Source organism: Caulobacter sp. FWC26, from assembly GCF_002742645.2.
Lineage (GTDB): Bacteria > Pseudomonadota > Alphaproteobacteria > Caulobacterales > Caulobacteraceae > Caulobacter.
Genome location: NZ_CP033875.1, coordinates 296,529 through 308,524 on the forward strand (window position 1 = coordinate 296,529; position 11,996 = coordinate 308,524).

General features: G+C 66.0%; 14 protein-coding genes. 11 read left to right on the forward strand and 3 right to left on the reverse strand.

The window, feature by feature from the left end; genetic code table 11:
* Nucleotides 1-12: 12 nt before the first annotated feature.
* From CSW63_RS03055 to CSW63_RS03065, 3 genes are read right to left on the reverse strand one after another with little or no spacing between them, the layout of a single operon-like run.
* Nucleotides 13-804, reverse strand: coding sequence for a GIN domain-containing protein (locus CSW63_RS03055; RefSeq protein ID WP_082749406.1), 792 nt, complete (start codon nucleotides 802-804; stop codon nucleotides 13-15).
* A 10-nt stretch (nucleotides 805-814) separates the two neighbouring features.
* A complete protein-coding gene (locus tag CSW63_RS03060) occupies nucleotides 815-1,381 on the reverse strand; it encodes a DUF1700 domain-containing protein (protein ID WP_062094974.1) in 567 nt (188 codons plus the stop codon).
* Nucleotides 1,378-1,704, reverse strand: coding sequence for a PadR family transcriptional regulator (locus tag CSW63_RS03065; protein WP_062094976.1), 327 nt, complete (start codon nucleotides 1,702-1,704; stop codon nucleotides 1,378-1,380). The genes CSW63_RS03060 and CSW63_RS03065 overlap by 4 nt, the downstream gene beginning before the upstream one ends.
* Nucleotides 1,705-2,078: 374 nt before the next feature.
* Between CSW63_RS03065 and coxB the strand changes: the two genes are divergently transcribed.
* The 11 genes from coxB (at nucleotide 2,079) to CSW63_RS03120 (ending at nucleotide 11,981) form a co-directional block, all read left to right on the forward strand.
* Nucleotides 2,079-2,996, forward strand: a complete 918-nt coding sequence (gene coxB, locus CSW63_RS03070; protein WP_062094978.1) for a cytochrome c oxidase subunit II — start codon at nucleotides 2,079-2,081, stop codon at nucleotides 2,994-2,996.
* A gap of 26 nt (nucleotides 2,997-3,022) precedes the next feature.
* Nucleotides 3,023-4,681 carry a cytochrome c oxidase subunit I gene (gene ctaD, locus CSW63_RS03075; protein WP_062094980.1) on the forward strand — a complete coding sequence of 553 codons (1,659 nt, stop codon included), beginning with the start codon at nucleotides 3,023-3,025 and terminating at the stop codon, nucleotides 4,679-4,681.
* Between the two features lie 106 nt (nucleotides 4,682-4,787).
* Nucleotides 4,788-5,807, forward strand: coding sequence for a heme o synthase (locus CSW63_RS03080; protein ID WP_062094982.1), 1,020 nt, complete (start codon nucleotides 4,788-4,790; stop codon nucleotides 5,805-5,807).
* Nucleotides 5,804-5,965 (forward strand): hypothetical protein, encoded by a 162-nt coding sequence (locus tag CSW63_RS03085; protein ID WP_062094983.1) that lies wholly within the window; start codon nucleotides 5,804-5,806, stop codon nucleotides 5,963-5,965. The genes CSW63_RS03080 and CSW63_RS03085 overlap by 4 nt, the downstream gene beginning before the upstream one ends.
* A complete protein-coding gene (locus CSW63_RS03090; RefSeq protein WP_062094985.1) occupies nucleotides 5,943-6,593 on the forward strand; it encodes a cytochrome c oxidase assembly protein in 651 nt (216 codons plus the stop codon). Before CSW63_RS03085 ends, CSW63_RS03090 begins: the two co-directional genes overlap by 23 nt.
* A 70-nt stretch (nucleotides 6,594-6,663) precedes the next feature.
* Complete coding sequence (locus CSW63_RS03095) at nucleotides 6,664-7,536, forward strand: cytochrome c oxidase subunit 3 (protein WP_062094986.1); 873 nt, start codon at nucleotides 6,664-6,666, stop codon at nucleotides 7,534-7,536.
* A 69-nt stretch (nucleotides 7,537-7,605) separates the two neighbouring features.
* Nucleotides 7,606-7,968: a DUF983 domain-containing protein gene (locus CSW63_RS03100; RefSeq protein WP_062094988.1), complete on the forward strand. Its 363-nt coding sequence runs from the start codon at nucleotides 7,606-7,608 to the stop codon at nucleotides 7,966-7,968.
* Nucleotides 7,961-8,647, forward strand: coding sequence for an SURF1 family protein (locus CSW63_RS03105; RefSeq protein WP_062094989.1), 687 nt, complete (start codon nucleotides 7,961-7,963; stop codon nucleotides 8,645-8,647). Before CSW63_RS03100 ends, CSW63_RS03105 begins: the two co-directional genes overlap by 8 nt.
* Complete coding sequence (thrC, locus tag CSW63_RS03110; protein WP_062094991.1) at nucleotides 8,647-10,044, forward strand: threonine synthase; 1,398 nt, start codon at nucleotides 8,647-8,649, stop codon at nucleotides 10,042-10,044. The genes CSW63_RS03105 and thrC overlap by 1 nt, the downstream gene beginning before the upstream one ends.
* A gap of 46 nt (nucleotides 10,045-10,090) precedes the next feature.
* The gene (locus CSW63_RS03115) at nucleotides 10,091-11,362 is read left to right on the forward strand and encodes a pitrilysin family protein (RefSeq protein ID WP_062094993.1); all 1,272 of its coding nucleotides are present in this window, start codon (nucleotides 10,091-10,093) and stop codon (nucleotides 11,360-11,362) included.
* A 40-nt stretch (nucleotides 11,363-11,402) separates the two neighbouring features.
* Nucleotides 11,403-11,981: a GNAT family N-acetyltransferase gene (locus tag CSW63_RS03120; protein ID WP_062094995.1), complete on the forward strand. Its 579-nt coding sequence runs from the start codon at nucleotides 11,403-11,405 to the stop codon at nucleotides 11,979-11,981.
* Nucleotides 11,982-11,996: the final 15 nt, after the last annotated feature.

An 11,996-nucleotide genomic window follows, 5' to 3' on the forward strand; every position in this document is an offset into this window, starting at 1 on the left:
TTTGTCGCGGTCTTATTGGTAGTCGTGCTGCACTTTGCCCGAGCCGCTGGTGCTTGCGGTGAGACTGCTCGGCTGCGCTTGAAGGCTTACATCGCCACTGCCTGAAAGCGCGATCGTCACGACGTTTTTCGCTGTCACCACGGCGTTGCCGCTCCCCGCGATCATCAGGTCGGCGTTCATGACGGCCAGGTCTTCCAACTGGGCTTCGCCCGATCCGTTCGCGGCCAGGGACAGGGCCGCGACCTTGCCCTCTGCGGTGATATCTCCACTGCCATTGATCGCGAGATCTAGGGCCGGCTGGTCGAAGTCCCGAATCTCCAGATCACCGGACCCATCCAGCTTGAAATGACGAACGTTCGGTGCGGTGACGATGATCCGCGTCCGGTCGGCGTCGCTGTGAACGCGGATGCCATTGCGGTCGATGGTCAAGCTGTCGGCGTAAAGGTCGCTATCTCCGTCCGCCAGGCTGATCCGGCCTTTATCGACCCGCAGGCGATCTAGGATCGCTGCAGGGCCGCTGACCTCGATGCGGGCGACGGGGCCCTGGACGTAGGTGACGTCGATCGGCAGATCGACAATCAGAGAATCGCCGGTCCAGGGCAGTTGCCGCGAGACGGTCGGTGAAGGTCTATTGCCGGCTAAGCCCAGATGGCGGCTTTGGCTCCGGCCTTCTTTGTGGGTTTCGAACGGAATGGTCCAGCCGTCTTTCATGATTACGGGGCCGGCCAGGGCGGCGACGCCGGCGACGCTGCCGAGCATCAGTACGAAGCTGGCCCCGCCTATAATGAGCGCATTACGGATCATGACGGCCCCCTCAGCCTTGATTGTTGATGGCCGGCTTCAGCAGCCGGAAGTGCAGACGGCCGTACCAGACCACCGCGTTGAACAGGCCAACCGTGGCGATAGTCAGCAGCGAGCCCAGGAAGGTTGCGCCGGCCATCAGGGCCACGCCGGCCAGGAGGGCGGTCAGGGGGCCGCCCGGAGGCGCCGACAGCGGCCCCATGGCGAAGACAAAGCCGCCCGAGACGAACAACGTCACCACGGCCACGAGGAAGCCGAACAGCGTAGCCAGCACGCCCATCAGCAGGGGCAGGAGGAACATCACGTCGATGGCCCCCAGGCCGATCAGGGCGATGATTGCGGCCATGGCGTTGGACGGGCTCTTCTTTTCCTCCCACTGCTTCAGACCGGCCTCGGCGCGCAGCTCGCGGGCCAGGCGGTCGGGATCGCCTAGCGCGGCGGCGACCTCGGCCTCGGTGCGGCCGGCGGCTTGGGCGTCGGCGAAGTGGGCCTCGTGATCGGCGACGATGTCGGCGATCGTGGTGGCCGGCAGGCCCGACAGGCCGCGGCGCAGACGGGTGATGAACTCGGCGCGGGTCATGCGGCGGCCCCCACGATGTCGTTCACCGCATTGGCGAACGCGGTCCATTCGGCCTTCTGCTGCTCCAGGCTTTGACGCCCGGCGGCGGTGAGGCGGTAGTATTTGCGCGGCGGGCCGCTCTGGCTTTCCACCAGATAGGTCTCGACCAGGCCATCCGACTGCATGCGGCGCATCAGCGGATAGATCGTCCCTTCCCCCATATCGATGTCCTTCGTGAGCCTGCTGGCGATCTCGTAGGCGTAGCTGTCGGCGTGCGAGAGCAGGGCCAGCACACAGAGCGCCAGCACGCCTTTCTTCAGTTGGATTTCAATTGTTTCCGGCACGGCGTCCTTGCCTCCGTTGATGCTCTCTTCTACCGCCAGGTACTGAGTATCGCAAGGTACCTATCTATGAACGATACGTAATGATCCGGACGCCGGATTCGGGGGTTTCTGAGAGGGATTCGCGACTGGACCCCCTCGCGGCGGGGATAAGCGGCCAATCCCATGCTCAGCGCGTGGGCTCTGGCGCTTGGCAAGGGCTGGCGATGCGCGTATGCAGCCTCCGGACCGACAATCGGAGGGGCTGGGCGTCGACGCGCGACTCATTTTGAGCAAAGTCGATTGCGCGGCATCTTATCGAGAGTCGTAATGTGCATGTCGGCGCGGCGTGGGCCTTGATCAGGCTCAAATCGCCGCCGAAACGGGCCGTGAGGGATATGAAGGCGCAATTTTCGGGGATTCGGCGGATCATGACGGGCGCGTCCGCCCTCGCCGCTGCGATGATGTTCGCGGGCCATACGCTCGCTGAAGATCTGATGGGTCAGCCGACGCCGGGGGCCATCGACCTCCAGCCGGCCGCGTCGGAGCTGAAGCACCACGCGATCCAGTTCCACAACCTGGTGCTGATGCCGATCATCACGGCCATCACTCTGCTGGTGCTGGGCCTGCTGGTCTGGATCATCGTTCGCTACAACAAGAAGGCGAACCCGGTCCCGGCCAAGTTCAGCCACAACACCACGATCGAAGTGATCTGGACGGTTGTGCCGGTCCTGATCCTGATGGTCATCGCCATCTTCTCGTTCCGTCTGCTGTTCCACTACAACGACATGCCCAAGCCGGCCCTGACCGTGAAGGCCACGGGCTATCAGTGGTACTGGGGCTACGAGTACCCGGATCAGAAGATCAGCGAGATCATCTCGCTGCCGCTGACCAAGGAGCAGGCCGACGCCAAGAAGGTTCCGTACCTGCTGGCCGCCGACAATGCGATGGTCGTCCCGGTGAACCAGGTCGTCCGCGTGCAGGTCACCGGCGCCGACGTGATCCACGCCTTCGCCCTGCCGGCCTTCGGTCTGAAGACCGACGCCATCCCGGGCCGCCTGAACGAAACCTGGTTCAAGGCCGAGCGCACCGGCGTGTTCTACGGCCAATGCTCGGAGCTGTGCGGCGTCGACCACGCCAACATGCCGATCGAGATCAAGGTCGTGACCCAAGCCGAGTTCGACGCGTGGGTGAAGTCCAAGACCGCCCCGCCCGCGCCCGCGGCCGCCCCGGCTGACGCCGCCGCGACCCCCGCCTCGGCTCCGGCCGCTCCCGCTTCCGCTCCGGCCGCGGCTCCCGCCGCGCCGGCGGCCTAAGAATACGATCGTAGGATAGACGTCAGATGGCTTCCGCCGCAGACACTCACGACCACGCCCACGACGACGACCACAAGCCGCCGTTCATCGCGCGCTGGTTCTTCTCGACGAACCACAAGGACATCGGCACGCTGTACATCCTGTTCGCCATCATGGCGGGCATCGTTGGCGGCGCTCTCTCGGGCCTGATCCGCTGGGAGCTCATGGAGCCGGGCATTCAGGTGTTCTCCGACACCGGCATGCTGGCCCAGATGGGCATCTTCAAGGGCAAGCACGGCTATAACGCCGTCGTCACCGCCCACGCCCTGATCATGATCTTCTTCATGGTCATGCCGGCGATGATCGGCGGGTTCGGCAACTGGTTCGTTCCGATCATGATCGGCGCGCCGGACATGGCCTTCCCGCGGATGAACAACATCTCGTTCTGGCTGCTGGTCGCCGCCTGGGTCCTGCTGGTCCTGTCGATGTTCGTCGACGGCGGTCCGGGCCACGGCTTCGGTGGCGGTTGGACGATCTATCCGCCCCTGTCGACCATCGGTCACAAGGGTCCGGCCATGGACCTGGCGATCCTGTCGCTCCACCTGGCCGGCGCCTCGTCGATCCTGGGCGCGATCAACTTCATCACCACGATCTTCAACATGCGCGCGCCGGGCATGACCCTGCACCGCATGCCGCTGTTCGCCTGGTCGGTGCTGATCACCGCCTTCCTGCTGCTGCTGTCGCTGCCCGTCCTGGCCGGCGCCATCACCATGCTGCTGACCGACCGTAACTTCGGCACCCACTTCTTCGACCCGGCCGCTGGCGGCGACCCCGTCATGTTCCAGCACCTGTTCTGGTTCTTCGGTCACCCGGAAGTGTACATCCTGATCCTGCCCGGGTTCGGCATCATCAGCCACATCGTCTCGACCTTCTCCAAGAAGCCGGTCTTCGGCTACCTGGCGATGGCCTACGCGATGGTCGCCATCGGCTTCGTCGGCTTCGTCGTGTGGGCGCACCACATGTACACGGTCGGCATGAGCATCAACCTGCGCGCCTACTTCGTGGCCGCAACGATGATCATCGCCGTCCCGACCGGCGTGAAGATCTTCAGCTGGATCGCCACGATGTGGGGCGGCTCGATCAGTTTCAAGACGCCCATGCTGTGGGCGATCGGCTTCATCTTCCTGTTCACGGTCGGCGGCGTCACCGGCGTCGTCCTGTCGAACGCCGGCATCGACTACAGCCTGCACGACACCTACTACGTGGTGGCGCACTTCCACTACGTGCTGTCGCTGGGCGCCGTGTTCGCCATCTTCGCGGGCTTCTACTACTGGTTCGAGAAGATGTGGGGCGTGAAGTACAACGAGTTCCTCGGCGCGCTGCACTTCTGGATCATGTTCGTCGGCGTGAACCTGATCTTCTTCCCGCAGCACTTCCTGGGCCTGCAAGGCATGCCGCGTCGCTATGTCGACTATCCGGACGCCTTCACGCTGTGGAACTACGTGTCGTCGGTCGGCTACATGATCACCGTTGTCGCCGTGGGCGTGTTCATGCTGGTCCTGATCGAAGCGGCGATCCGTCGCCGCAAGGCCGAGGCCAACCCGTGGGGCGAAGGCGCCACCACGCTGGAATGGACCCTGTCCTCGCCGCCGCCGTTCCACCAGTTCAGCGAACCGCCGGTGATCAAGGCCGACGACCACCACTAAGGTGAGCGTCGTCCGGAACCGGACCTAAAAAAGGGGGGCGCGGGCGGGATCCTTAAGGGTCCGGGCCGCGCCCCTCTCCTGTTCAAGACCTGTATGTTTTGGATCGATGTCAAAGACAGCCGCCATGACGTCTGACAGCGCCGAGATGAACCCGATCCGGGATTCGTCCGAAACCGCCCGTTGGCAGGACTATTTCCAGCTGATGAAGCCGCGCGTCATGTCGCTGGTGGTCTTCACCGGCCTGACCGGGCTGCTGGCCGCGCGCGCGCCGATCCATCCCGTCCTCGCCGCCATCGCCGTGCTGTGCATCGCCGTGGGCGCGGGCGCCTCGGGCGCGCTGAACATGTGGTACGACGCCGATATCGATCAGAAGATGCGCCGCACGCGCGGCCGCCCGGTGCCAGCCGGCAAGGTCAAGGGCGAGGAGGCCGCCTCGCTGGGCGTGGTCCTGTCGCTGCTGTCGGTGATGTTCCTGGGCTTTGCAGTGAACTGGCTGGCCGCCGGCCTGCTGGCCTTCACCATCGTCTTCTACGCCGTCGTCTATACCATGTGGCTCAAGCGCTGGACGGCGCAGAACATCGTCATCGGCGGCCTCGCCGGCGCCCTGCCGCCTGCGATCGGCTGGGCGGCCGCCACCGGTTCTGCGCCGCTGAACGCCTGGCTGATGGTCGCCATCATCTTTTTCTGGACGCCGCCGCACTTCTGGGCGCTGTCGCTGTACGTGACCACCGACTACGCCAAGGCCGGCGTGCCGATGCTGCCGGTCGTGAAGGGCGCGCGTGAGACGCGCAAGCAGATCCTGCTCTACAGCCTGCTCCTGATCCCGATCTGCCTGTCGCCGGTGCTGACGGGCCTGGGCGGTCCGATCTATCTGGCCGTCGCCGGTCTGGGCGGAATCGTCTTTCTGCTGCTGGCCTGGCGGGTGTTCGCCAGCAAGGCCGGCGACGCCGCCGATCCCCGCGCGGCCGATCGCGCCCTCTATGACGTGACGGAGGACGAAAAGGCCGCCGGCGCCAAGGCGGCGCGCAATCTGTTCGCCTTCTCGATCCTCTATCTTTTCGCCCTGTTCGCGGCCCTGCTGGGCGAGGCCGTGACCGGCGTGCATCCCCTGGAGCTCCTGAAGTGAATCAACCGGTCGAAACCGACGCGGCGCGACAGGCCGCCAAGAAGGCCCGCGACGGGCGCAACCTAGCCCTTGCCCTGGGCCTCGTCGCTTTCGTCGTGCTCGTGTTCGTTGTCACCCTCGTGAGGCTAGGCGGAAATGTCGCACACCCCCACGTCTAAAGACGATCTCACCCCGCAGCAGCAGGTCGCCCGTCGCAACAAGAAGGTTGCGATGATCTGCGTGGCGACCTTCGTCGGCATGATTGGCGCGGCCTATGCCGCCGTGCCGCTCTACAAGCTGTTCTGCCAGGTCACCGGCTTCGACGGCACTGTCCGGAAAGCTGAAGCAGCCCCCTCGCGAATCCTGGATCGCAAGATCACGGTCCGTTTCGACGCCAACATCCGCGAGCTGCCCTGGAAGTTCCAGGCGCTGCAGCCCAAGCAGGACATCCGCATCGGCGACACGGGCCTGGCCTTCTTCAAGGTCACCAACCCGTCCGACAAGCCGATCACCGGCCGCGCGCTCTACAACGTGGTGCCCGAGCAGGCCGGCCCGTACTTCCAGAAGCTCGAATGCTTCTGCTTCACCAGCCAGACGATCCAGCCTGGGCAGACCGTGGAATTCCCGGTCGTCTACTTCGTGGATCCCCAATATGCGGACGACCCCGAGACGAAGGGAAAGCCTGAGATCACCCTCAGCTACACTTTCTTCCCGGCGGTCGACGAGGGTAAGAAAGGCCAAGTCGCTGCGGTGACGACGCCTCGTATCGTGGAACCCCTTGGCGGCGCACCGTCGAGAGGTCTATAGCGTTCACAACGATCACGGCGCGGGGGGAACCGCCGACCGTGCTCAGAGGGATATAAGGGTTAGCAGCAACATGGCCGGCGCCGTCAAACACGACTACCACATCCTTCCGCCCAGCCCCTGGCCCTTCGTGGGCTCCGCCGCCGCGACGGTCATGGCCATTGGCCTGATCGGTTGGGTCAAGGGCGGCGTGCTGGGCATCGACAAGGGCAACTGGGCCATTTTCGCCGCCGGCCTCGCGGGCGTGCTCTACACGATGTTCGGCTGGTGGGCCGATGTCGCCAAGGAAGCCAAGGCCGGCGACCACACCCCGGTGGTCTCGATCGGCCTGCGCTATGGCATGATCCTGTTCATCGCCTCGGAAGTGATGTTCTTCGTGGCGTGGTTCTGGATGTTCTTCGAGATGGCGCTGTTCCACGAGCACCGCACGCTCTCGACCATCGAGGAAGTCCGCACCGCCTGGGCCGCCTGGCCGCCGGCCGGCGTCGAGACCGTCTCGCCCTGGCACCTGCCGCTGATCAACACCCTGACGCTGCTGCTGTCGGGCACCACGGTCACCTGGGCGCACCACGCGCTGCAGGTCGGCGATCGCAAGGGCGCCAAGTGGGGCCTGATCCTGACCATCCTGCTGGGCTGCCTGTTCACCGCCATCCAGGTCTACGAATACGCTCACATCAACCACGAGCAGCTGTTCTACTCGGAAGCCGCCGCCAACTCGGGCCTCTATGGTTCGACCTTCTTCCTGGCCACGGGCTTCCACGGCTTCCACGTGTTCGTCGGCACGCTGTTCCTGATCGTCTGCCTGGTCCGTCTGCTGAACGGCGCCTTCACGCCCAAGCAGCACTTCGGCTTTGAAGCGGCCGCCTGGTACTGGCACTTCGTCGACGTGGTCTGGCTGTTCCTGTTCGCGTTCATCTACGTGATCTTCGGGGCCTCGGCCCACTAAGATCGAGAGATCCAAGGGGCCCGGAACGCCAACCAGCGTTCCGGGCCTTTTTCGTTTCGGGAGGTCCGCGTGACCAAGAACAACCCCTACGCCGCCGGTGCGCGCGGCCTCTGCCCCCACTGCGGCGAGGGCTATCTGTTCGACGGCTTTCTCAAGGTCGCGCCGCGCTGCGAGGCCTGCGGTTTCGATCTCGGCAAGTACGAGACCGGCGACGGCGCGGCGACGTTCGTGATCCTGATCGCCGGCGCCATCTGCGCCTTTGGCGCCTTGTTCTCGATGTTCGCCTGGAACTGGCCCGTTTGGGTGTCGCTGGTCATCTGGCTACCGGCCGTCGTGGTCATCAGCCTTGGCCTGATGCGTCCGGCCAAGGGCCTGATGGTCGCCGCTCAGATCGCCCAGAAGGCTTCGGAGGCCGGGCGCGACCATGTCTGAGGCCCCCGTCGCCCGATCGCGCTTTCCCGCCGGCCTGACGATCGCCACGGCGATCTCGTTCGCGATCCTGTGCGGCCTGGGAACCTGGCAGTTGCAGCGCCTCCATTGGAAGGAGGGCGTCCTGGCGCGGCTCGAGGCGCTGAAGACCGCCCCAGCCATGCCGCTGGTGCAGGTCTTGACCGCCAAGACGCGGCCCGAGGACCTGGCCTGGACCCGCGTCAGCATCGACTGCGGCGACGTCGCCGGCGAGCCCCTGCCGCTGGTCTATGGCGTTCGCGACGGCGATGTCGTCTGGCGCGCCCAGGCGCCGTGCGCCGTCCTCGCCGGACCCTACAACATGATCCTGGTGGATCGCGGCGTGGTCGGCAGCCTGACCGGCCAGGTCGCGCCGGCGCCCCGCGCCTTCGACGCCCCTCGCCGCGTGGTGGGCGTGCTAAGCCCGATCCAGCAGCTGGGCGGCGACCGCGCCAAGGTCCTGCAGCGTTTCGCCGATCGCAAGCCCGCCCCGCTGGTCCTGATGGTCGAACAGGAAACGCCGGCCCCTAGCGGAATCACGCCGGCGCCGCTGCCGGCAGAAATTTCCAATCGACACCTTGAATACGCTCTTACGTGGTTCGGTCTTGCCGTAACCCTGCTGTTTATCTATGCCGCCATGCTCTGGCGGAGACTGAGACCCTGATGCGCTACGTTTCGACCCGCGGCCAGTCCGCGCCCATCGGCTTCCTCGACGCTGTCCTGGCCGGTCTTGCCCCGGACGGCGGCCTGTATGTGCCCGCCGAGTGGCCCAGCTTCACGGCCAAGGAGATCGCGGCTTTCGCCGGCAAGCCTTACGCCGAGGTCGCCGCGGCCGTGGTCGGCAAGTTCGTCGGTGACGATATCCCGGCCGAGGACCTCCTTCAGATGTGCGAGGAGGCCTACGCCACCTTCGCCCACACCGCTGTGGTTCCGGTCAAGCAGCTGACGCCCAACCGCTACCTGCTGGAGCTGTTCCACGGCCCGACGCTGGCGTTCAAAGACGTTGCAATGCAGCTCCTGGGCCGCCTGTACGACTATGTGCTTGAGCGCCAGTCGCGGAAGATGACCATCATCTGCGCCACCTCGGGCGACACCGGCGGCGCGGCCGTCGAGGCTTTCCGGGGGCGCAAGAACGCCCGCATCGTTGCGCTCTTCCCCGAGGGCCGCATCAGCGAGGTGCAGCGCCGGTTCATGACCACGGCCGTCGACGCCAACGTCGCCTGCATCTCGGTGCTGGGCTCGTTCGACGACTGCCAGGCGATCGTCAAACAGGCCTTCCAGGACGACCAGTTCCGCCACGCGGTGGACCTCTCGGGCGTCAACTCGATCAACTGGGCGCGGATCGCCGCCCAGAGCGTCTATTACTTCACCGCCGCCGTCGCCCTGGGTGCGCCGGCGCGGGAGGTTGCGTTCGTGGTGCCGACCGGCAACTTCGGCGACGCCTACGCCGCCTTCGTAGCCAAGACGCTGGGTCTGCCGATCCATTCGGTGACCGCCGCCACCAACAGCAACGACATCCTGGCCCGCGCTTTCGAGGACGGCCGCTATTCGCGCGGCGCGGTGGCCGCGACCCAGAGCCCGGCCATGGACATTCAGGTCGCCTCGAACTTCGAGCGCCTCTATTTCGAAGCCGTCCGCCGCGACGGGGTCGAGACCGGTCGCGCCTTCCGCGCCTTCGCGGACACCGGCCTTCTGGACATTCCGCCCGCCGCCCACGCCTGGATGCGCGAGCTCTTCCGCGGCGCGGCCGTCAGCGAGGCTGACACCGCCAAGACCATGCTCTCGACCCTGAACGAGACGGGTGAGGTGGTCGATCCGCACACGGCCGTGGGCCTGGCTGCGGCCCAGGGCGTCCGGATCGATCCGTCGATTCCCGTCGTGGTGCTGTCGACCGCCCATCCGGCCAAGTTCCCCGAAGCGGTGCAGGCCGCCACGGGCCTGTTGCCCTCGACCCCGCGCGCCACGCCCGACCTTTCCAAAAAACCGGAAAAGTTCGAGCGTCTGCCGGCCGACGGGTCGTCGGTGAAGGCTTTCGTGCGGACCTTCGCAGCGAACAGTTGAGCCAAAGCTGGCGTTCAAGGGCGCGAAGACCTAGATAGCGCCCCTCATGACCGCTTCCTTGCGCACCCTGAAGAACGGCGTCCGCGTCGTCTGCGATCCGATGCCCGGCCTCGAAACCCTCGCCCTGTCCGTCGTGGCCGGGCGTGGCGCGGCCTATGAGGACCCGGCCCGATCGGGATGGTCGCACCTGCTGGAGCACATGGTCTTCAAGGGCGCGGGTTCGCGGTCAGCCCGCGACATCGTCGAAGTCATCGAGAATCAGGGCGGTTCGATCAACGCCGCCACCGGCTATGAGCGCACCAGCTTCCAGGTCCGCGCGTTGAAGGGTGGCCTGGATCTGGGGATGGACGTGATCGCCGACCTCGTGCGTCGGCCCACGCTCGATGGGGCCGATCTGGCCCGCGAGAAGCAGGTCGTGGCCCAGGAGATCGCCGAGGCCGCCGACGCGCCCGATGATTACGTCTTCGACCTGATTCAGCGCGCCAGCTGGGGCGACCATCCGGTGGGGCGTCCGATTCTCGGATCCGACGAGACGGTCAACGCAGCGACCGTCGAAGCGCTGTCGGACTGGCGCGCCGACCTCTATGCCGCTGATCGCCTGGTGATCGCCGCGACGGGCGCGGTGGAGGAGGGCGAGCTGATGGCCGCCGCCGAGCGGGCGTTTGGCGATCTTCCGGCCACGCCGGGCGCTTCGGTTCCGTCGCCCGCCGCCTTTGTCGGCGGACCACTGGCCGAGGCGCGCAAGCTCGAACAGGCGCATCTGGTGTTCATGCTGCCGGCCTGCGGCGCCCGCGAAGACGACTATTTCGCCTTGCGGATCTTCGCCGAATGCCTGGGCGGCGGGATGTCGTCGCGGCTGTTTCAGGAGGCGCGTGAGAAGCGCGGCCTCGCCTACAATATCGACGCCTACGCCGACACCTATGCCGACCATGGCGCTCTGGGAATCTACGCGGGTTGCGCCGCAGGGGATGCCGTCGAGACGGCCAAGGTCTGCGCCGACGAGCTTTTGAAGCTGGCGGATCGGATCGAAGAGGCCGAACTGGCCCGCGCCAAGGCGCAGCTGAAGGCGCACATGTTCATGGCCCGAGAGCAGCCGCTGTCGCGCGCCGAGCAAGGCGCGGGGCAGGTGCTGCTGTTTGGCCGGCTCTACCCGCCCGCCGAGTTGGCGCGAGAGGTCGACGCCGTGACCCCGGCCGATGTCGCGCGGCTGGGGCGACGGCTGGTGTCGGCGGGGCGCGCTGCGACGGCGGTCCTTGGCGCCAAGTCGGCGCTGAAGGCCGGCGAGGCTTTCGACAAGGCATTGTTCTCGGCCGCCTGACGGTCGAAGGTGCGCCCGTGATCCCGTCAGAGTTTCGCCCGTGTCCGCCCTTCTACCGTTCTTGAAGCCTCGCCAGCGCCTGCGGTTGCGAGGGCGCGCGGTCCATCTCCGGCCCCCCACACCACGCGACTACAAGGCTTGGGCGTCCCTGCGCGCCCAATCTCGCGCCTTCCTGGAGCCTTGGGAGCCGACCTGGCCTGAACACGACCTTGGCCGCGCGGCCTTCCGGGCGCGGCTGGGCGCCTATGCTCGCGAAATGGAGCTCGGCGAGGCCTATGCGTTCTTCATCTTCCGCAGCGATGACGACGCCCTGCTGGGCGCGATCCGTCTTTTCCACGTGCGGCGTGGTGTCGCCCTGACCGGGACCATCGGCTATTGGCTGGGTGAGCCGTTCGCGCGGCGGGGCTACATGAAGGACGCGGTGGAAACCCTGATCCGCTTCGCCTTTGACGGCCTTGGCCTTCACCGCCTGGAGGCCGCATGCATGCCGGAAAACCACGCTTCGGCCGCGCTACTCGCGAAATGCGGGTTTTCTGAAGAGGGATACGCTCCGGCTTATTTGAAAATTAACGGCGCTTGGCGAGATCATCGTCTGTTCGGCTTGGTGGCGTCCGAGTAGCGCCCCGCTTGGGCC

Bases quoted from the DNA above. Each gene is read 5' to 3' on its own strand.
- CSW63_RS03055 (WP_082749406.1), bottom strand. From the start codon at position 804: ATGATCCGTAATGCGCTCATTATAGGCGGGGCCAGCTTCGTACTGATG.
- CSW63_RS03060 (WP_062094974.1), bottom strand. From the start codon at position 1,381: ATGACCCGCGCCGAGTTCATCACCCGTCTGCGCCGCGGCCTGTCGGGC.
- coxB (WP_062094978.1), top strand. From the start codon at position 2,079: ATGAAGGCGCAATTTTCGGGGATTCGGCGGATCATGACGGGCGCGTCC.
- ctaD (WP_062094980.1), top strand. From the start codon at position 3,023: ATGGCTTCCGCCGCAGACACTCACGACCACGCCCACGACGACGACCAC.
- CSW63_RS03080 (WP_062094982.1), top strand. From the start codon at position 4,788: ATGTCAAAGACAGCCGCCATGACGTCTGACAGCGCCGAGATGAACCCG.
- CSW63_RS03090 (WP_062094985.1), top strand. From the start codon at position 5,943: ATGTCGCACACCCCCACGTCTAAAGACGATCTCACCCCGCAGCAGCAG.
- CSW63_RS03095 (WP_062094986.1), top strand. From the start codon at position 6,664: ATGGCCGGCGCCGTCAAACACGACTACCACATCCTTCCGCCCAGCCCC.
- CSW63_RS03105 (WP_062094989.1), top strand. From the start codon at position 7,961: ATGTCTGAGGCCCCCGTCGCCCGATCGCGCTTTCCCGCCGGCCTGACG.
- thrC (WP_062094991.1), top strand. From the start codon at position 8,647: ATGCGCTACGTTTCGACCCGCGGCCAGTCCGCGCCCATCGGCTTCCTC.
- CSW63_RS03115 (WP_062094993.1), top strand. From the start codon at position 10,091: ATGACCGCTTCCTTGCGCACCCTGAAGAACGGCGTCCGCGTCGTCTGC.